Annotated in this window: 19 protein-coding genes; 6 read left to right on the top strand and 13 right to left on the bottom strand. The window is 65.8% G+C overall.

Annotation, left to right across the window (positions count from 1 at the left end; translation table 11 throughout):
• The first annotated feature begins 14 nt into the window (after positions 1-14).
• Positions 15-1,256 (top strand): HD-GYP domain-containing protein, encoded by a 1,242-nt coding sequence (locus MTBLM5_RS18220; RefSeq protein ID WP_173977465.1) that lies wholly within the window; start codon positions 15-17, stop codon positions 1,254-1,256.
• On the opposite strand, the gene MTBLM5_RS18215 is transcribed toward MTBLM5_RS18220, so the two are convergent.
• On the bottom strand, positions 1,257-2,168 hold the full coding sequence (locus tag MTBLM5_RS18215) for a LysR substrate-binding domain-containing protein (protein ID WP_173977464.1): 912 nt from the start codon (positions 2,166-2,168) through the stop codon (positions 1,257-1,259). It lies immediately after the preceding gene.
• A 113-nt stretch (positions 2,169-2,281) separates the two neighbouring features.
• Here MTBLM5_RS18215 and MTBLM5_RS18210 point away from each other — a divergent pair, with 113 nt between their 5' ends.
• Positions 2,282-3,145 carry an RNA polymerase factor sigma-32 gene (locus MTBLM5_RS18210; RefSeq protein ID WP_173977463.1) on the top strand — a complete coding sequence of 288 codons (864 nt, stop codon included), beginning with the start codon at positions 2,282-2,284 and terminating at the stop codon, positions 3,143-3,145.
• 44 nt (positions 3,146-3,189) lie between these two features.
• On the opposite strand, the gene MTBLM5_RS18205 is transcribed toward MTBLM5_RS18210, so the two are convergent.
• Positions 3,190-4,374, bottom strand: a complete 1,185-nt coding sequence (locus MTBLM5_RS18205) for a nitrate/nitrite transporter (protein ID WP_173977462.1) — start codon at positions 4,372-4,374, stop codon at positions 3,190-3,192.
• Positions 4,375-4,480: 106 nt separating this feature from the next.
• Here MTBLM5_RS18205 and MTBLM5_RS18200 point away from each other — a divergent pair, with 106 nt between their 5' ends.
• Complete coding sequence (locus tag MTBLM5_RS18200) at positions 4,481-6,460, top strand: cache domain-containing protein (RefSeq protein WP_173977461.1); 1,980 nt, start codon at positions 4,481-4,483, stop codon at positions 6,458-6,460.
• Here MTBLM5_RS18200 and MTBLM5_RS18195 read toward each other — a convergent pair.
• From MTBLM5_RS18195 to MTBLM5_RS18160, 8 genes are all read right to left on the bottom strand, one after another.
• Positions 6,423-7,217, bottom strand: a complete 795-nt coding sequence (locus MTBLM5_RS18195; protein ID WP_173977460.1) for an ABC transporter permease subunit — start codon at positions 7,215-7,217, stop codon at positions 6,423-6,425. The genes MTBLM5_RS18200 and MTBLM5_RS18195 overlap by 38 nt on opposite strands.
• On the bottom strand, positions 7,214-8,122 hold the full coding sequence (locus tag MTBLM5_RS18190; RefSeq protein ID WP_173977459.1) for an ABC transporter permease subunit: 909 nt from the start codon (positions 8,120-8,122) through the stop codon (positions 7,214-7,216). Before MTBLM5_RS18190 ends, MTBLM5_RS18195 begins: the two co-directional genes overlap by 4 nt.
• Positions 8,119-9,189, bottom strand: coding sequence for an ABC transporter ATP-binding protein (locus MTBLM5_RS18185; RefSeq protein ID WP_254431122.1), 1,071 nt, complete (start codon positions 9,187-9,189; stop codon positions 8,119-8,121). Before MTBLM5_RS18185 ends, MTBLM5_RS18190 begins: the two co-directional genes overlap by 4 nt.
• Before the next feature lie 2 nt (positions 9,190-9,191).
• The gene (locus tag MTBLM5_RS18180) at positions 9,192-10,280 is read right to left on the bottom strand and encodes an extracellular solute-binding protein (RefSeq protein WP_173977458.1); all 1,089 of its coding nucleotides are present in this window, start codon (positions 10,278-10,280) and stop codon (positions 9,192-9,194) included.
• Between the two features lie 109 nt (positions 10,281-10,389).
• Positions 10,390-11,892, bottom strand: coding sequence for an AMP-binding protein (locus MTBLM5_RS18175; protein WP_173977457.1), 1,503 nt, complete (start codon positions 11,890-11,892; stop codon positions 10,390-10,392).
• Between the two features lie 9 nt (positions 11,893-11,901).
• Positions 11,902-13,053: an ABC transporter substrate-binding protein gene (locus tag MTBLM5_RS18170; RefSeq protein WP_173977456.1), complete on the bottom strand. Its 1,152-nt coding sequence runs from the start codon at positions 13,051-13,053 to the stop codon at positions 11,902-11,904.
• A 323-nt stretch (positions 13,054-13,376) separates the two neighbouring features.
• On the bottom strand, positions 13,377-13,586 hold the full coding sequence (locus MTBLM5_RS18165; RefSeq protein ID WP_173977455.1) for a hypothetical protein: 210 nt from the start codon (positions 13,584-13,586) through the stop codon (positions 13,377-13,379).
• Between the two features lie 81 nt (positions 13,587-13,667).
• On the bottom strand, positions 13,668-13,961 hold the full coding sequence (locus MTBLM5_RS18160; RefSeq protein WP_173977454.1) for a hypothetical protein: 294 nt from the start codon (positions 13,959-13,961) through the stop codon (positions 13,668-13,670).
• 196 nt (positions 13,962-14,157) lie between these two features.
• Here MTBLM5_RS18160 and MTBLM5_RS18155 point away from each other — a divergent pair, with 196 nt between their 5' ends.
• From MTBLM5_RS18155 to MTBLM5_RS18145, 3 genes are read left to right on the top strand one after another with little or no spacing between them, the layout of a single operon-like run.
• Positions 14,158-14,865, top strand: a complete 708-nt coding sequence (locus MTBLM5_RS18155) for a hypothetical protein (RefSeq protein WP_173977453.1) — start codon at positions 14,158-14,160, stop codon at positions 14,863-14,865.
• The gene (locus MTBLM5_RS18150; protein ID WP_173977452.1) at positions 14,862-16,031 is read left to right on the top strand and encodes a M48 family metallopeptidase; all 1,170 of its coding nucleotides are present in this window, start codon (positions 14,862-14,864) and stop codon (positions 16,029-16,031) included. The genes MTBLM5_RS18155 and MTBLM5_RS18150 overlap by 4 nt, the downstream gene beginning before the upstream one ends.
• Entirely contained in the window at positions 16,031-16,648 is a 618-nt protein-coding gene (locus tag MTBLM5_RS18145) for a hypothetical protein (RefSeq protein ID WP_173977451.1), read from the top strand. Before MTBLM5_RS18150 ends, MTBLM5_RS18145 begins: the two co-directional genes overlap by 1 nt.
• A gap of 13 nt (positions 16,649-16,661) precedes the next feature.
• Here the strand turns inward: MTBLM5_RS18145 and MTBLM5_RS18140 are convergent, their stop codons facing one another.
• From MTBLM5_RS18140 to MTBLM5_RS18130, 3 genes are read right to left on the bottom strand one after another with little or no spacing between them, the layout of a single operon-like run.
• A complete protein-coding gene (locus MTBLM5_RS18140; RefSeq protein ID WP_173977450.1) occupies positions 16,662-17,348 on the bottom strand; it encodes an ABC transporter ATP-binding protein in 687 nt (228 codons plus the stop codon).
• Positions 17,349-17,351: 3 nt separating this feature from the next.
• On the bottom strand, positions 17,352-18,482 hold the full coding sequence (locus MTBLM5_RS18135) for an FtsX-like permease family protein (protein WP_173977449.1): 1,131 nt from the start codon (positions 18,480-18,482) through the stop codon (positions 17,352-17,354).
• Entirely contained in the window at positions 18,479-19,402 is a 924-nt protein-coding gene (locus MTBLM5_RS18130; RefSeq protein WP_173977448.1) for an efflux RND transporter periplasmic adaptor subunit, read from the bottom strand. Before MTBLM5_RS18130 ends, MTBLM5_RS18135 begins: the two co-directional genes overlap by 4 nt.
• Between the last annotated feature and the right edge of the window lie 6 nt (positions 19,403-19,408).

Here is a 19,408-nt window from a genome sequence, read left to right as displayed (position 1 = left end):
TTCGAAGCCAGGTCATGAGCCTGGATCTGGGCCAGGTCGCCCACACCGTCACCAAGGCCTTGGACTATGTCGGCGTCGATGACAAAAGCCATGGTCGTCGGGTCGGGCTGATGTGCCACCGCGTCGCCCATATCCTGGGCTGGAACCGGGAATTACGGCATTTCATGCTGATCGCCGGAATGCTGCACGATTGCGGCGTGTCATCGACCACCTCGCACCAGAAGCTGGTCGACGAGCTGGAATGGTTTGGCGCCGACGGGCATTGCGTGCGCGGCGCGGATTTCCTGCAGGGCTTCGCCCCCTTTGCGCAATATGCCCAGACCTGCCGACATCACCACACAAGGTGGCAGTCGCTGCCGGACTCGATGGCGCCGCTCGAGCGGCAATTCACCAACCTGGTGTTTCTGATGGACCGCTTCGACGTCGTCCTGGCGGTGTATGGCACCAGCCACCAGCCCCACGATGTCTTTCGCGCCCGCGACGAGTTGGTCGAAACCCTTCGCCCCCATAGCGGCACCTTGTTCTCGCCCGCCCTGTTCGAGGCCATGCGCGAGGCCATCCGCAAGGACAGCTTCTTCATCGAGCTGGAAGAGGAATTCCTGGATCAGGCGATCTTCGAGACGCTGTCTTTCTGGGACCATTCCACCATCCTGGCCTTCGACGACATCATGGCCCTGGGCGAGATGATTTCGCAGATCGTCGATGCCAAAAGCCATTTCACCCATTACCACAGCCTGCGTGTCGCCGACCTGGTCTATGCCCTGGGCGGCTTGCTGGGCCTGGACCCCGACAGGCGCCTGGCGCTTCGGCTGACCGGCCTTTTGCACGATATCGGCAAGTTGCGTACCCCCGACGAGATTCTGGAAAAGCCCGGCGCGCTGCTGCCGAAAGAACGCGACCTGATGCTGCGCCATCCCTTGGACAGCAAATTGGTCCTGGCCTCGCTGTTTCCGGGCACGCCGATCGCCAAATGGGCGTCGCAGCATCACGAGAAATTGAACGGCTCGGGCTATCCGTTCGGCTGGACCGCCGAGCGGATCGACACCGAGACCCGGATTCTGACCATGTGCGACATCTTCCAGGCGCTGTGCCAGATCCGGCCCTATCGCGGTCGCCTGCCGGTCGATGACGTCGTCGCCATCATGCAGACCATGGTCACCGCCGGCGAGTTGGACCCGTCGATCTTTCGCGTCATCGTCGCCAATCGGCACGAGCTTTACAAGATCGCCATCCGCGAGGGGATGATGGCCGCCTGATCACAGCCGCTCGACCGAATCCGGCAGGTTTTCCAGGATCAACCGGGCCAGCAATCTGAATTCGTCGGCGCGCGAGGTGGTCCGGCGCCAGGCCAGGTGGATCGGTCGCGCCGGCGGGTCCGGCTGCAGGCGGCGCACGCAGATCTGGTCGTCGGCCTGGGCCTCGGCCTCGACGTAAAGGGCCGGCAGGAAGGTCGCCCCCAGCCCCGTGGCGACCATCTGGCGCAGCGAATCCAGCGAGGTGGCGCGGTAGTCGGGATGCTCGGTGGCGCCTGCCCGGGTGCATAAGGCCAGCGCCGGCTCGCGCATACCGTCGCCGACCTCCAGCAGGATCAACCGCTCGCCGGCCAATTCCCGCGGTGCCAGGTCGGTGGTGCCGGCCAAGCGATGATCCAGCGGCAAGGCCAGCCACAGAGGCTCGCGAAACAGGGGAACAAAGGTCAGATGCTGGTCGTCGGGGGGAATGGCGGCGATCAGCAGGATATCCAGTTCCCCCTGGCGCAGCTCGGCCAGCAGGCGGGGGGCCGGCTCCTCGCGCAGGTAAAGCTTCAGGGCGGGGTGGCGCTCTTTCAACACCGGCAGGATGTGCGGCAGCAAATAGGGCCCCAGGGTCCGCAGCACGCCGACGCGCAAGGTCCCGGCCAGCGGCTTGCCGGCCAGCCGGGCGACATCTTCCAGGTCGCCGACATCGCGCAGGATGGTGCGCGCCCGCGCCGCCACCTCGCGCCCGACCGGGGTCATCAGCACGCTGCGCCGGGTGCGCTCGACCAGCAACACGCCCAATTGCTCCTCGAGCTGGGCGATCTGGGCCGACAGGGCGGGCTGCGACATCCCGACCCGCTCGGCGGCGCGGCGAAAGTGAAGAAGCTCGGCCAGGGCGGCCAGGCATTGCAGTTTGCGCAAGGTCGTCATAGACCAATTAATAACCAACGCCTATCATTTCGACAAGGTTTATCGATTGGCTTTATCAATGGCCACTCCCTATCTTGTAAAGCAACCAAGGCTGACCTGTGCTGGAGACCGCAATGTCCACTCCCCGCCCCTCGACCGATCCCGCCGCCGCCTTCTTCCGTGCGGTCCGCGAGACGCCGATGCTGAGCGCCGAGGAAGAAATCCTGCTGATGGAGCGCTGGCAAACCAACCAGGACCAAGCCGCCCGCGAGCGCCTGCTGGCCTCGCACCTGCGTCTGGTGGTCAAGACCGCCGGCCAGTTCAAGGGCTATGGCCTGTCCACCGCCGACCTGATCGCCGAGGGCAATCTTGGCCTGGTCCGCGCCCTGGAAGGGTTCGAGGCCGATCGCGGTTTGCGCTTTTCCACCTATGCCCAGTGGTGGGTGCGCGCGGCGATGTTCGAATATGTGCTGAAATTCTCGACCCCGGTGACCTTCGGCCTGTCGGCCGAGCGCAAGAAGCTGTTCTTCAAGCTGCGCGGCTTGAAGGCCCGCCTGACCGGCCCGTCGGGCAACAGCCTGTCGGCCGAGGAAACCCATCAGGTCGCCACCGAACTGGGCGTGCGCACCGAACGGGTCTCGGAGATGGAACGCCTGCTGGCCCATCAGCCGCGCTCGCTGGACATGCCGGTCGGCGAAAGCGGCGTGCCCTATGGCGAATTGCTGCCCGACGACCGTCCCTCGGTCGAGGAGGTCCTGGGCGAGCGCCAGGAGCTGATGTATCGCCGCGAATTGCTGAAGCAGGCCTGGGGCAGCCTGAGCGAGCGCGAGCGCGACATCGTCACCCATCGCACGCTGCGCGACAATCCGCTGCGCCTTGAAGATCTGGCCCAGCGCTACAACATCAGCCGCGAACGCGTCCGTCAGATCGAATCCGCCGCGGTCGGCAAGTTGAAGGCGCTGGTCCGCGCCGCCCTGCCCAAGGCCAAGACCACCTGATCCATTAACCCTGTTGATCCCCCCACCTTCACCGCCGCGCCCCGTTATGGCGCGGCGGTTTCTTTTTCGGCGGGCAACAGCAAGGCGGCGGCCGCCACCATCATGGCCGAGGCCGCCAGCAGGAAGAACAGCATCTCGAACCCGCCGGTCAGGCCGCGCAGCAACGACACCAGCGGCACTCCCAGGCCCGACACCCCGAACGACAGCACGAATTTCAGCCCGAAGGCGGTGCCGCGCCATTTGGCCGGGGTATAGCGGGCCAGCAGCAGGTTCTCGGCCGGGATGCCGGCCATGTTCAGCGCAACCGCCAGCATGGCCGCCATCACCAGCGGCACCCCGGCCAGCCAGGCCAGCGCCACCAGCAGCGGCCCCTGGGCGACATAGGACAGCACATAGACCCATTTGGGCGGATAGCGGTCGGCCAGACGGCCGGCCACCACCTGGGTCAGGCCGGCGACCAGATAGACGATGGTCACCGCCAGGGCGGCGTCGCCGACGCTGCCGCCCTCGCCCAGCCGCTCCGAGAACAATTTCGGCAGCGCCGGCTGGGTCGCCTGATAGATCAGGCCGGCGCACAGCATGGTCACCGACAGCACGATGCCGGCCCGCACGGTGTCGCCCCTGCTGGGCGCCGCCACCGGGGCGCGATCGGCCTTGGTCTCGATGACCCAGCCCTTGGCCAGGAAGTAAAGAAACGCCAGTCCGGTCAGCAACACGACGATTCCCGGCACGATGAAGGCCACCCGCCAGCCGGCCAGTTCGATCAGCCCGCCGGCCAGCAGGCCAGCCGCCGCCGGCCCGATGCCTCCGAACACGCCGTTAAGGCCGATGGCGCTTCCCTTATCGACGGCGTTCCGAAGCAGCCAGGAAATGCCGACCGGGTGATAGATCGAGCCGAACAGCCCGACCAGGCCCAGGGTCAGGCCGATGGTCCAGGCCGAGGTGGCGAAGCCGACCGAAATCGCCGCCAGCCCCAGGCCGATGAAGAACAGCGCCATCATGCCGACGGTGCTCCAGCGATCGCCCAGCCAGCCGGCCCCGGGGGCCAGCAATCCGTACAAAAGCTTGCCGCCGATCACCAGGGCCAGCACCTCTTCGTAAGGAAGGCCCAGCTCGCCCGGCAGCACCAGGGCGACGATATAGAAGATCGGCTCGAACACATGGGCGTAAAGATGGCCCAGGCACGAGAATGACAGCGCCGAACGGGCGCGGGCGAGGCTGGTATCCATGACCACACCTTATACCGCGCTGGTCCTTGTCCCGGTCAAGAATCGTGGGATAATGCCCTCCCCTTGGGGGAAGACCAACCATCGCTGGGTGGGAAGAGACATCCGAGTGGCCGTAAAGCCAAGCCTGATCGACCAATTGTCCGTCCGCCTGAGCGCTGCGATATTCGCGGCCCTGGTGGTGCTGAGCGGATTGTGGATGGCGTCGGAATATGCCGATTTCCGCGCCACATCCGAGCAGATTCGCGCCGATGGCCAAGCCCGCCTGAAGAACGAACTTCACCAGATCGTCTCTGACGCCGCCGCCATGATCGAGTACGAGCGCCGTCGCACCGAGGACCGCGTCGAGCAGATCCTGCGCGAACGGGTCGACGAGGCCCACGCCATCGCCATGCGCCAGATCGCCCTGTTCGGGTCGAAAATGTCCCGCCCGGACCTGGAAGCATTGGTTCGCGAATCGCTTCGTCCGATCCGCTTCAACGACGGTCGCGGCTATTACTTCGCCTTCAATACCGAGGGCGTCGAGCAGTTGTTCGCCGCCCGGCCCGAGCTGGAAGGCAAGAACATGCTGGGCCTGACCGGCGCCCGCGGCGAATTCGTCGTGCGCGACATGCTCGATATCGTGCGCGCCCATGGCAGCGGCTTCACCCGCTATTACTGGACCCAGCCCGGCAAACCCGGCAACGACCATCTGAAGATTTCCTATGTCCGGACGCTGGAGCCGCTGGGCTGGGTGCTGGGCACCGGCGAGTATGTCGGCGACATGGAGGAATCGATCCGGGCCGAGGTGGCCAGCCGGCTGTCCGCCGTTCGCTTCGGCGAGGATGGCTATCTGTTCGTCACCCGGGGCGACGGCCATTCGGTGGTCGGCCCGCATGCCGGCCGCAATCCGGTTGTCGAAGGCAACAAGAATGCCGCCGACCTGATCCGACGGTTCCAGGAGACGGCGAAGGCGGGGGGCGGCATCGTCACCTATGACATGCCGGCCGGCTATGGACAGCGCCCGGCCGGCAAGGCCGCCTATGTGCTGGACGTGCCCGACTGGGACTGGACCATCGGCGCCACCACCTATGTCGAAGGCGACAACGCCTTGCTGGCGGCGCAAGCCGTGGCGCTCAGTCAGGGCGTGATGGTCAAGCTGGCGATCGGCCTGGCTGTCGCCACCATGCTTGGCGGCGTGATGGTGGTGGTGATCCGCACCGTCAGCCGACGGGCCGCGCGGGATTCGCAAAGCCTGGAAAGCGCGCTGACGGTCGCGTCCGACCAATTGAAGGACATCGACCTCGGGGGGCTTACCTTCGCCGAGCACGAACGCTTCGCCGTGGCGGCCAACCGCCTGATCGCCAAACGCCGCGACGCCGAGCAGGCCTTGTCGGAACGCAGCCACGAGCTGGAACGCATCAACGACGAACTGGAACGCTTTGCCTATGTCACCTCGCACGATCTGCAAGAGCCGCTGCGAACCGTGCAATTGTTCCTGCAGATGCTGGAACGCCACTTGGGCGACAATCTGGACCAGGACGCGCGGGACTATATCGGCTTCGCCGTCCAGGGCGCCCAGCGCATGCGGGCCAACATCCTGAGCCTGCTCAATTATTCACGCTCGGGCGGGGCGCTGCTGACGCCTGAATCGGTCGATCTGGGCGAATTGGTCGCCAGCGTCCGGGCCAGCCTGAAAAGCGCCATCGATTCTTGCGGCGCCGAAATCGTGTCGGGGCCGATGCCGACCATCGTCTGCGACAGCGTCCAGATCGGCGCGGTCTTCCTGAACCTGGTCAGCAACGCGTTGCGCTACCGCCACCCGGATCGGGCCTTGCGCATCTCCATCGATGCCCGAAAGGAAGGTGAGTTCTGGCTGTTCTCGGTGGCCGACAACGGCATCGGCATTCCGGCGGAATACCACCAGGCGGTGTTCGAAATATTCCGCCGCTTCAACAAGCCCGGTCAAGAAAGCGGAACCGGAATCGGGCTGGCCTTGTGCCGACGGGTGGTGGAAGGCCACGGCGGACGCATCTGGCTGCAGTCCGACGGTGACGGCGCCACCTTCTTCTTCACCTTGCCCGACGTCCAGCCAGCCACCAGCCCGTGACGATGATCACCGCCACGACGGCGACGATCAGCGAACCCAGCGCGTTGACCTGGGGCGACACCCCCAGGCGCACCGCCGAGAACACCTCGATGGGCAGGGTCGATGCCCCCGGCCCGGTGACGAACGAGGCCACCACCACATCGTCCAGCGACAAGGTGAAGGCCAGCAGCCAGGCAGCCGCCAGCGACGGCGCGATCACCGGCAGCGTGATGACCAAGAACACCTTGACCGGCCGCGCCCCCAGATCCATCGCCGCCTCTTCCAGGCTGCGGTCCATCTGGGCCAAGCGCGAGCGGATCACCACCGTCGCATAGGCCAGCCCCACGGTGGTATGGGCGATGACGATGGTGGAAAAGCCGCGCCCGTCGGGCCAGCCGATCAAATCTTCCAGCGCCACGAACAGCAACAGCAGGGCCAGGCCCAGGATCACCTCGGGCATCACCAGGGGGGCGGCCAGCAGGCCGGAAAACAGCCCGCGGCCGGGAAAACGGCCGAAGCGAACCAAGGCCAGCGCCGCCAGGGTGCCAAGCCCCAGGGCGGCGGTGGCGCTGGTGGCGGCCACTTGCAGGGACAGCCAGGCGGCATCCAGGAACTCGGAATTGTCCCAAAGCTCGCCATACCATTTGGTCGAAAAGCCGCCCCAGATGTTGGCGACGCGCGATTCGTTGAACGACCACGTCACCAGCAGCACGATCGGCGCGTACAGAAAGGCATAACCGAAAGCCAGCGCCGACATCAGGAAGGCCGAGCGCTTCATGACCGCCCGTCACCTTCCAGCCGGCCCTGCAGGTGATGGAACAAGGCCATCGGCAGGGCCAAGGCGGCCAACATCGCCACCGCCAGCGCCGAGGCCGCCGGCCAATCGCGGTTCTGCGCGAAGACGTCCCACAAGGCCTTGCCCATCATCATAGTGTCGCCGCCGCCCAGCAGATCGGGGATGACGTATTCGCCGACGGCGGGCACGAACACCAGCATCGAACCGGCGACGATGCCGGGCAGCGACAAGGGCAGGGTCACCGCCAGAAAGGCCCGCCACGGCGGCGCCCCCAGATCGGCGGCGGCTTCCAGCAGCGAGGGGTCCAGCTTTTCCAGGCTGGCGTAAAGCGGCAGGACCATGAAGGGCAGATAGGAATAGACGATGCCGATATAGACCGCCCAATCGGTGTTCAGGATGATCAAGGGCTCGTGGATCAGGCCCAGGGCCAGCAGCAACCCGTTCAGCAGGCCTTCGTCCTTCAGAATGCCCATCCAGGCATAGACGCGGATCAGGAAGCTGGTCCAGAACGGCAAGATCACCAAAAGCAGCAAGGGCCCGCGCCGATCGGCCCTGGCCCGGGCGATCCCCAGCGCCATGGGATAGCCGATCAGCAGGCAGATCACGGTCGATAGCCCGGCGATGGTCAGCGACTGGAAATAGGCGCCGACATACAGATCGTCCTCGAACAACAGGGCGAAATTGGCCAACGAGGCGCGCACCATGACCAGGGCGCCGTCGGCGAATTCGAACAGCGGTTCATAGGGCGGGATGCCTGAACGCGATTCCGACAGGCTGATCTTGCCGACCATCAGCAAGGGCACCAGGAAGAACAGCCCCAGCCACAGGAACGGCAGGCCGACCACCAGCAGGCGGCCCCAGTCGCGCCGGGGACCCGCCACTCTCATCGCAGCACCACCTGATTGGCCGGATGCCAGGACAGGAACACCCGGTCGTCCCAGGTCAGGCCGGGCTCGGCCGAGTGGCGCAGGTTGGCGGCGGTGGCCAGGACGATTTGGCCCGATTCCAGCCGGACATGATAGATCGAGACGTCACCCAGATAGGCGATCTCGACCACCGTGCCGGCGACCAGGTTGGCGGCATCGGCCGGCGCTTCGCGGGACATCGCCAGCTTCTCGGGCCGGATCATCACCGTGGCCGCACCCACCGCCTCGCCCGGATCGACCACCATCGGCCGGGCGATGCCGTCGGCTTGGAAGCAGCCGCCGGCGGTCACCTGGCCGGCGAAGAAATTGGCGGTACCGATGAAGTCGGCGACGAAACGGTTGGCGGGATATTCATAGACCTCGTGCGGGCGGCCGACCTGCAGGATGCGGCCCTTATCCATCACCGCGACCCGGGACGACATGGTCATCGCCTCCTCCTGGTCATGGGTGACCATGACGAAGGTGATGCCGACACGTTCCTGGATATTGACCAGTTCGAACTGGGTCTGCTCGCGCAGCTTCTTGTCCAGCGCGCTTAAGGGCTCGTCCAGCAGCACCACCTGCGGGCGCTTGACCAGGCAGCGGGCCAGGGCGACGCGCTGACGCTGGCCACCCGACAATTGATGCGGCTTACGCTTGCCGAAATCGCCCATGCGGACCAGATCCAGCGCCTCGGCGACGCGGGTATCGATCTCGGGCTTCTTCACCCCGTCCTGCTTCAGGCCGAAAGCGACGTTGTCGGCCACGCTCATGTGCGGGAACAGGGCATAGGACTGGAACATCATGTTGACCGGCCGCTCGTAGGGGGCGACGGCGGTCATGTCCTGGCCGGCGATCTCGATCCGCCCCGAGGTGGGGGTCTCGAAGCCGGCCAGCATGCGCAACAATGTGGTCTTGCCACAACCCGACGGACCGAGCAGGGAGAAGAATTCCCCCTCCTCGATGGTCAGGTCGATACCGTCGACGGCGGCGGTGGCGCCGAAGCGCTTTTCCACCGCCGCCAACCGAATGGCGGCCTTCTTGCCCACCCTTACTTGGCCGAGCGGAACTTCGCCCAGGCCCGGGTGCGGGCGCGGTCGAACTCCTTGGGGGCCGGCGGCGGCGAGGTGAACAGCTTGGCCTGCACGGCGGCCGGCGGGAAGATCACCGGGTCCTTGGCGATGTCGGGATCGACCTTGTCCAGCGACGACGGCACCGCGTTGGCATAGCCGGTCTCGTTGGTGATGGCGGCGATGATGTCGGGGCGCAAGATGAAGTTGATGAAGGCGTGCGCGGCCTCGGCATGGGGGGCGGCGGCGGGGATGGCCATCATGTCGATATTGACCTGGGCGCCTTCCTTGGGGATCAGGATGCCGATATTCTGCTTCTTCTTGGCTTCCTTGGCCCGGTTGCGCGACTGCACCAGGTCGCCGACATAGCCGTGCGCGACGCAGATGTCGCCATTGGCCAGATCGGCGCGATACTTCTCGGAATGGACATAGCGATAGTTGGGACGCAGCGGCATCAACCCGTCCATGGCGGCGTTCAGCGCCTCGGTGGTCTGGGCCTGCGGGTCCATGCCCTTATAGGCCAGCATCGCCGGCACCGCCTCGATCGGGGTGTTCAGCACCGAGATGCCGCACGCCTTCAGCTTGGCGGCGACGGCCGGATCGAACAGCATCGCCCACGAATCGGTGGGGGCGGCCGGCAGCAGCGCCTTGACCTTGTCGATGTTGTAGCCGATGCCGGTGGCGGCCATCATGTAGGGCAGACCGTAAGCGTTGCCCGGATCGACCTTGGCCAGGTTGGCCAGCACGACCTTGTCGAGGCCGGCGGCGTTGGGGATCTTGGCCATGTCCAGCTTCTGGAACACGCCGGCCTTGACCTGGGCGGCGAAGAACGGCGAGGCCGACGGGAACACCACGTCATAGCCGGACTTTCCGGCCATCAGCTTGGCGTCCAGTTCCTCGTTCTCGCCATAGGTGTCGTACTTGACCTTGATACCGGTCTCGGCGGTGAACTTGGCCAGGGTATCCTTGGCGATATAGTCCGACCAATTGTAGACGTTGACCACCTTATCCTCGGCGTTGGCGGCGGAGGCGGCGACGGCCATCGTGCAGGCGACGGCGATACGGATCATGGAAGTGTTCATTCGACCCCCCAAGTTGGGCGCAAAAATGGGCAGTGGCGGCAGGCGGATATTTGCGGCCTGACGCGGTCGAGTCAACTCCGCTTTACGGGACGCACCGTCACATCCCCAGCTCACGCAACTTGAAGCGCTGGACCTTGCCGGTGGCGGTGCGCGGAATCACCTCGAGGAAGCGCACGTTGCGCGGGCATTTATAGACCGCCAGCTTCGAGCGCAAGGTTTCCACCACGCGGGCTTCCAGGGCCGGCTCGCGCTCGCCGGGGGCGGCGACAGCGTACAGAACCAGCCGCACCAGCCCTTCGGCATTGGCCACCCCGACCGCGGCGACATCGGCGATTCCCGGCACGGTCAGCGCCACTTCCTCGATCTCGGCCGGGCTGACCCATTGGCCCGACACCTTGATCATGTCGTCCGAACGCCCCTGCGGCGACCAGAAGCCATCGGCATCGACCGAGAAGACGTCGCCGGTGCGCCACCAGCCGTCCACCAGCACGCGGGCGGTGACGTCGGGGCGGTTGTGATAGCCGACGAACAGGGATTCAACCTTGACCCACAAATCGCCGGCTCGGCCGGGCTCGTCGAAGGCGGTGCCGTCGGGATTGGTCAGCATCACCCTGGCCCACGGCAACGGCTGGCCGGTGGTGCCCGGCTTGACCAGCCCGGGCCGGTTGGCGATGAACAGGAACAGGGCCTCGGTGGCGCCGATGCCTTCATAGACCGGCCGACCGGTGACTTCGCTCCACTCGCGGCACAATTCGGCCGGAAAGGCCTCGCCGGCCGAGACATAGCAGCGTGGTGCCCGAAACGCCTCGCCCAGGGCATGGCCTTCGCGCAGCATCAGTCGGTAGAGGGCCGGCACCGACAACACCACGTCCGGGCGGTGTCGCGCGATGATTCCGGCGGCGGCGGCCGCGTCGGGCCAGCCCTGGTGCAGCACCAGGGTCGCCTGGGCCATCAGGCCGCCGATCAGGCAATGCCCCAGTGCGTAGGCGAAGAACAGCTTCGAGGTGGCGAACATCTTGTCGCCGGGCTTGACGCCCAGATTCTCGACCACATGGCGCACACCGACCGGGATGGCGCCGACGCGGTGGACCGCGCCCTTGGGTTGGCCGGTGGTGCCCGAGGTATACATCCACAGACAGGGATCGTCGGCGGTCAGATCGGCCGACGCCAAGTCCTCGCCGGCATCGCCCAGAAAGGAATCGACCTGATCGGACAGCACGATACGGATGGAGGTGCCGGCCTGGCGGGCGGCCTCCTCGGCGATGCTGGCCAGCGCACTTTCGCAGATCAGCAGGGCCGAGCCGGAATCGGCGATGGCATAGGCCAGTTCCTTGGCCGACATGCGCAGATTCAGGGCCACCGACACCAGGCCCGCCCGCATGGCGCCCAGATAGGCGGCCACCAGCAAAACGTCGTCGTCCAGGACGAACAGAACCGGTTGGCCCCGGGTCAGGCCCGAAGCCAGCAACGCGTTGCCGTACCGATTGGCAAGCCGGTCCAGTTGAGCATAGGTCACGACACGGTCGCCCGCCAACAGGGCGGGGGTGTCCCCCCGCCCTGCCGCCAGCGCCGGCCCCAGGATCAGGTCGGCGGCGTTCATGAGTGCTCCTTACTCGACGATGGTGAAATCGCCCTTGTTGATCTCGACCATGCTGAAGGATGACAGCGACAGGCCCATATGGTCGGTCGGGCTCATGTTGACCAGACCGGCGGTGCCGATGAAGCCCTGGGTCTTCTCGAGGGCGTCGCGCACCTTGGCCTTGTCGGTCGAGCCGGCCCGCTTGACCGCATCGACATACAGGTAAAGGGCGTCATAGGCATGGCCGGCCAGGGTGTTGACGTCCATCTTCCAGCGCGCTTCGAAATCCTTCTTGAAGCCCTGGACCAGGCCGCGCTGCGGGTTTTCGGGGCGCAGATTGTCGGCGATCGCCAGGGCGCCGGCCGGCAGACGGGTGCCGTCGGCGGCGGCGCCGACCAGCTTCACGAACTCCTTCGAGGCGACGCCATGCGACTGATAGGTCGGCAACGTGATACCCAGCTGCTTGATGTTGCGGGTGACCACCGCCGGCCCCTGGCCGGTGCCGAATACGAACAGCGCCTGGGCGCCGGCGGCGCCGCGGATCTTGGTCAATTGCGGGGTGACATCGACGTCACGCGGCGAATAGACCTCGTCGGCCACCACTTCCAGCCCATAGGACGGCGCCAAGGCCAGGGTCTGGTCGCGACCGGACTTGCCAAAGCCGACATTTTCCGACAGCAGCGCGAACTTCTTGATGCCGCGCCGCTTCATGTCCAGGAACACCTTTTCCGCCGCCATGCGGTCGGTCTGGGGGGTTTTGAAGGTCCATTTGCGCACCGGCTCGACGATGCCGACGCCGCCGCCCATCGACAGATAGGGCATCTCGGCCTTTTCCATCAGCGGCAACACCGACATGCTTTGCGGGGTTCCCGAGCCGCCCATGATGACATCGACCTTGTCGTTCTCGATCAGGCGCTTGACGCTGGTGACCGACTTTTCCGGGTCCGAGGCGTCATCGTAAAGGATCAGCTTGATCGGCCGGCCCAACAGGCCGCCGCCGGCGTTGATCTTCTCGACCTCCATTTCCAGCGTCTTCTTTTCGGGGTCGCCCATCAGCGACATCACACCGGTCACCGCCAGAAAAGCGCCAACCCTGATTTCGTCGGCCGCCTTGACCGACAGCGGGGCCAAAGCAAGCGACAGCGCCGTAAGGCCGGCTCCGGCCCAACGCAAAACTTTCATCGTCAACCTCCCATTCGATCGGTTCGTTCGCAGGCAGCGCTCGTGTCGGCGCCGTTATACGCATTCTAGTACCGGATTACCGTTAAACAGAAGAGGTTTTGTCTTGCCGGTCCCCTCGGAATGGCGAAATACGGCCGCTTTAGTGATACGTTTTTCTTTTGCACACCCTTGTTTTCTGAACCGCTTTGTTCCGAAAACATGGCATGACGGGGCGAACACACAAGGCAGAGCGCCGGTCCGCCGGCAGACGCACGTGGCGCGGACCATGGCGTATCCGCGCCGACAGCGTCACATTATAAAAGCTCTGAAATTTTCAGAAGGCCTTAATTGGCCAACAAGGCGCGGATCGACCCCATGACCGACTGGGCCTGGCGGGCGCAATCCGCCTGGCAGGGGCAGCCGCCGGCCGACGCGCACCGCAGCAGGCTCGAGGCGATGGCGTGGCCGCTGGCCCATTGGCCGTGGGCGACCAGATGGCCGGCATGCTCGACACGGCGGCCGAAGCAATCTGTATTACCGACCTCCCGCGTCATGGCCGCCTCGCTCCATTCCATTCGATGAATGAAGACTAACAACAAGTGCAGCCCAAAACAATATTGGCCGGCGCCACACAGTCAGATGTGCACAGATTTATTTGTGATCTGTTGTGACGGAATGTAGCGGTCGCCGCCTTCATCCGAAACCCAGCCCCTGACCTCGCGACGAACCACCACGACCAGGGCAAGGATGCCGATCCCGATTCCCACTCCGATCGACGGCAACAGCAAGGTCATGTCGTGCCCGACCTGCCAGACGATCATGCCGGCATACCCGACCACCGCCAGGATCAGCGGCAGTTCACGCATCGCCAACACGGCGGCCAGCAGCGTGGCGGCAGTGACGGCAAGCAACATTGTCTCGACGGACATGGCACCCCTCCCTCTTCCGATGGGCACCGGTCGGCCAGAACCTCGGAGACCGACGCCCAGCTTATTTTTTTGGTCGAATAGTATGGCGCGCGAAGACCTGTGCATTTCAAGTACTCGAAAGAGGTAGCCTGCCCCCTCTACAGTTGCCTAGAGACCGACAACCGGTATTATAAGGTTGCAACCTGGAGCCGGGCAGATGAGAAGGACCGCTGGCACATTGATCGTTCTGGCGGCCGTGCTTCTGAGCGGCTGCGGGGCACAATCCTATCGCACCACCGAGCGGCTGGTGCGGACCGACGCCCATCCCCGCATCATGCTGATGCCGCCCGACATCGAGCTGTCGGAACGCACCGCGGGCGGAAGCAACGAGCTCAACGCCGCCTGGACCAAGGCGGCCGAGGCGCATTTCGCCACCGCCTTGCGCGAACATCTGACCAGCATCGGCGCCGATTTCGTCGAGTACCTGCCGCCGGACGATGCCAGCGAGAACGCCCCGCTGCTGGACGAGCTCCAGAGCTTGCACGCAACCGTCGGTCAAACGATCCTCGATTACCATTTCGTGCCGGCATTGCGGCTGCCGGCCAAGAAGGGCCAGTTCGACTGGTCGCTGGGTCCCGAGGTCACCAAACTGGCCGAGCATGGCAAGGCCGACTACGCCTTGTTCGTGTGGTTGCGCGACAGCTACTCCTCGCCGGGTCGGATGGCTCTGAAGGTGGTGGCGGCGTTGGTTGTCGGCGTCCCGGTCAGCGGCGGGGAGCAACGAGGCTTGTGCTCGCTGGTCGATCTCAAGACCGGACAGGTGGTGTGGTTCAACGCCCTGCTGCCGCGCGAATCCGGCGACATGCGGACGCTAGAGGAAAGTCGCGCCACCACCCGCCTGCTGCTTGACCGGATGCCGAAATGATCAGCCGACGCGCCTTCACCCTGGGGCTGGCCTCGCTGCTGGGCGGCTGCGCCACCCATCATCAAAGCGGCCCGGCGACGGGACTGCCCGCGACCACCAAGGGCTACCGGCCGCCGCCCGACAGCGACGAGGCCGGCCTGTGGCTTGCCGTCGACAAGGTCGAGCAGACCCAGAAGCGCTCGCCCTCGCGCATCCGCGACCAGGCGGCCAACGCCTTGGTGCAAGACATCATCTGCCGCCTGGCCGGCGACCGCTGCCCCGAGCTGCGGCCCTATCTGGTTCGGGTTCCGGAATTCAATGCCACCTGCTCTCCCAACGGGATGGTCAGCGTGTGGTCGGGGCTGCTGCTGCGCTGCAAGGACGAATCGCAGCTGGCCGGCGTGCTGGGTCACGAAATCGCCCATTACCTCAGGCGGCACAGCCTGCAGCGCATGCGCGACAAGCGCGAGTGGGACGACATGATGGCCTTCATGCAATTCACGCTGCAGGGGCCTTTGGCCAAGACCATGTGGGACATCAGCAGCGACGTGCGGATGGCCTCGATCTCGATGTTCTCGCGCGATCACGAGCGGGAATCAGACGAAATGGGCCTGGTGATGATGGCCGACGCCGGCTATGACCCCTTCGCCTGCGCCGAAACGTGGCGCCAATTGATCGATGAGGACAAGGCCGGCGACGTCAAACATGATTTCAACTTCTTCCTCAGCACCCATCCGGCCACCAAGGAACGCATCGAAACCTTGCAGCAACTGGCCGAGCAGCGCGGGCGCCCCAAGACGTCGCCGCCCAACCGCCTGGACCAGGCCATCCGCCACCTGCGCCGCGGCTTCATGGAAGACGAGATCAATCAGGGCCGTTTCAAGCGGACCGAGAAATTGTTGGGCCGGCTGGCCGCCGACGGCAACGACCCGGCCGGGGCGCTTTATTATCGCGGCGAACTATATCGGCGCCGCAACAAGGATGGCGACGAGGCGGTCGCGCTGGGCTTCTATCACGAATCCTGCGAGGCCGCCGATCCACCGGCCGAGGCCTTCCGAGGCGTCGGCCTGATCCGCTGGCGGCGGGGCGAGACCGACCTGGCGCGGGAATATTTCCGACGCTATCTCGACCGCGCGCCCCAAGCCGGCGACAGCGACATGATCCGCAAATACCTGTCGGGGGCCTGATGAACCGTCTCATTTCCCTGGCGATCATCCTGCTGATCGCGTCTTGCACACCCTATCAGCTGATTCCGGCCGGCAAGGTCGAATTCTCGGACCACGGCACCGTCGAGACGCCGATCGACTGGAACTGGCGCCCCATCGATATCGTCCACACCTGGACCCTGGATGGCCCCAATCTGCAGGAGATGGTCTTCCATATGGGGGTCAAGGACGGCAAGACCATCATGGAGGCCCTGGACGTCGAGGCCGGATTCCATCCGCTGCTGGTGTGGTTCGGCAAGGTCCCCGACGAGGTGTCGTTCCGCTTCCACAAGCGCATGACCGAGCACGAGATCGTCGATCTGTTTACCGCCAGCATGTCGAAAATCACCGGGGCGAAGGTGGAGTCCACCCAACTGGCGCCGGCCACCCTGGGCGGCAAGCCGGGCTTTCGCTTCGAATACGCCTTCATTGGCAAGGATCAGGTCCGCCGCAAGGGCTTCGGCGTCGGCGCGGTGTTCGACGAAAAGCTTTACCTGATCCACTATGTCGGAACCGCGCTTTACTATTACGACCGCAACCAGGCCGATGCCGAGCGGATCATCCAGTCCTTCACCTTCAAGGATAAGGGGAAGGGCTGATCCCGCCCCGCCGTCAGCCCCCGACCAACCGACCGTCGGCCAAGGCGTGACGGACGTCGAAACGGGCCATGACCTTGTCGTCGTGGGTGACCACGATCACCGCCGCCCCTTGCTCGACCGCCACCTGGCGCAGCAGGTCCATGACCCGGCCGGCCCGCTCGGAATCCAGCGCCGCCGTCGGCTCGTCGGCCAGGATGATGCGCGGATTGTTGGCCAAGGCCCGGGCGATGGCCACCCGCTGGGCCTGGCCGCCCGACAATTGCGCCGGCCAGGCGTGGGCGCGGTCGGCCACCTGCAGATAATCCAGCAACTCCGCCACCCGGCGTTGGGCCTTGGGACGGGGCCAGCCGGCCAGATCCAGCACCACCTGGATGTTTTCCGCCACGTTCAGGAACGGGATCAGATTGTGGAACTGGAAGATGAAGCCGATCTTTTCCAGCCGCAGCCGCCGCAGATCGGGCCGCAGCCAACGACCGTCGAACACCATCTCGCCGTCCAGGCTGATCTGGCCCTTGCTGGGATCGACGATGGCGCCGATCAGGTTCAGCACCGTACTCTTGCCCGAGCCGCTGGGCCCCAGCAATCCGGCGACGGTGCCGGCATGAATGTCGAGATCGAGGTCGCGCACCGCATCGACCCGGGTCGGCCCGTCGCCGTAATGCTTCGACACGCCCTTAAGGCTGACGATGGGAGCCGACATCGATCAGCCCCCCAAGGCCTGGGCCGGGTCGATGGACAGCGCATGGCGCACGCCCGCCAGACTGGCGATCACGCACACCAGGCCGACCGCCGCCGCCAGCATGGCGATGTCGGGCGCCTCGACGATGACGCGGCGGGGAAAACGGTCGGCCGCCAGGGTGATCAGGGTCGCCCCCAGCGAGAAGCTGATCGCCCCCATGGCCAGGGCCTGCTGGATGATCAGGGCCAGGATGGTGCGGTCAGGCGCTCCGATCAGCTTCAAGGTGGCGATCTCGCGGGCCTTGTCCAGGGTCATGGTGTGGACGATCAGGGCGATGATCACCGTCGATACCGTCAGAAGCGTCACCGTGAACATGCCGATCTGCTTTCTGGCCTTGTCCACCACCGCCGACAGCAGCATGGCTTCCTGGTCGGCCTGGGTCAGCGCCGACAGATGCTTCCAGCGGCTGACCGAGCGAGCCACGGAATCAAGGTCGGCATCACCATGAATCGTCGCCAGCACCGCGTTGACCTGATTGGTGTTGGCCCGCTCGCCGCGCGCCGCCTGATTGCGGGCGGCCGCCCCTTCCAGCTCGAACTGCAGCCGCTGGGCGTCCTGCAGGGAAAGATAGATCAGCGGATTGCCCCCGGAATCGACCTGCCCCCGGGTCAGGCCGACCACCCGGTAATCGTCGTTGCCCAGCCGGATGATCTGCCCCAGTTCCAGCCCGGTCTTGATGTCGGCGACCATCTCGAAATGGCTGCGTTCCAGGGTGCGGCCGGCGGCCAGGGTTGCCGGGCCGCCCGGCCGGCCCGGTTCGAAGCCGACCACCAACACCCGGCCCACGCCCTTGGCGGTGTCGATCTGCATCGACTGATAGGTGACCATGCCGGCGTGGGCGATGCCATCGATGCGGGCCACCGCGTTGCGCGTGTCGCGGGGAATGCGTGACGCCTCGGCGAACGGCCCCTTGGTGCCGCCCTCGACCACCCACAGATCGACCGCCGGGGCACGGACCAGCACCAGCGCGTCGGCCACCAGGCCGCGATAGATGCCGATCATCGAGATGACCACGCCCAGCAGCAGCGACAGCCCCAGGCAGGTCAGCACGAAGCGGCCCCAATGATGGCGGATGTCGCGGATCGCCAGATTCATGGGCGCTTGGCCGAAATCAGCACTTCCGCCTGCTCGCCCAGGGTGAACGGCGAGAGCGGAATCTCGAACGCCACCTGGACCCGGCGCTCTTCCGAGACGCGGTCGTTTTCCAGATCGATGCGCGCCACCTTGCCGGCCAAGGGCTGGCCGGGGCGCGAGCGCAGGGTGATCTCGGCCGCTTGGCCCACCTCGACGCGGCCGGCCAGCGCCTCGTCGACGAAGGCGGTGACCCAGATGGTCGCCGGGTCGGCGATGGTCAGCACCGTGCCGCCGGGAGCGACGGCGCTGCCCAGCTCGCGGGCGCGCTCGATCACCAAGGCGTCGAACGGCGCGACCAGGGTCAGCTTGTCCAGCAAGGCCCGTTCCAAGGCCAGCTTGGCCACCGCATATTCGATGCCGCCCTTGGCCGCCTCGACATCGGACGCGGCCACCGCCACGTCGGCCACCGCCACCGCCGAGGTGGCCTGGGCGTCCTCGGCCGCCTCGACCGACACCGTGCCGCGTGACGCCAGTGTCTGGCGGCGCTGGTTGACGTTGGCCCGCTGATCGCGGGTGGCGCGGGCGCGGTCCAGCCGGGCATTGGCCTGGACCAGGGCAGCCTGGGCCTGACGCACGCCGGCCTCCGCCTGGGCGACGCGGGCCTGCTGGTCGGCCAGGCCCAGCCGCGCCAGCACTTGGCCCTTGGTGACCCGGTCGCCCTGATCGGCCAGGATTTCCGAAAGGGTGCCCGCCGCCTCGAAGCCCAGACGCGACAGCAGGCGGGCTTCCACCGTGCCCAGTCCGTAGACCCGGCCGTCGCGCGGGGCGGCGGCATGGGCCGCCACCACCGGCTGGGGACCCTCGCCCGTCATCCGAGACAGCGCCACGCCGCCCGCGACCACAGCCGCCAGTCCGCCCAGCACCAGGAATATCGGCTTCACCGCGCG

The organism is Magnetospirillum sp. LM-5, assembly GCF_902729445.1.
In the GTDB taxonomy this organism is placed as follows: domain Bacteria; phylum Pseudomonadota; class Alphaproteobacteria; order Rhodospirillales; family Magnetospirillaceae; genus Magnetospirillum.
The sequence above is the reverse complement of the archived record's forward strand: the minus strand, read 5'-3'. Positions and strand labels throughout refer to the sequence as shown.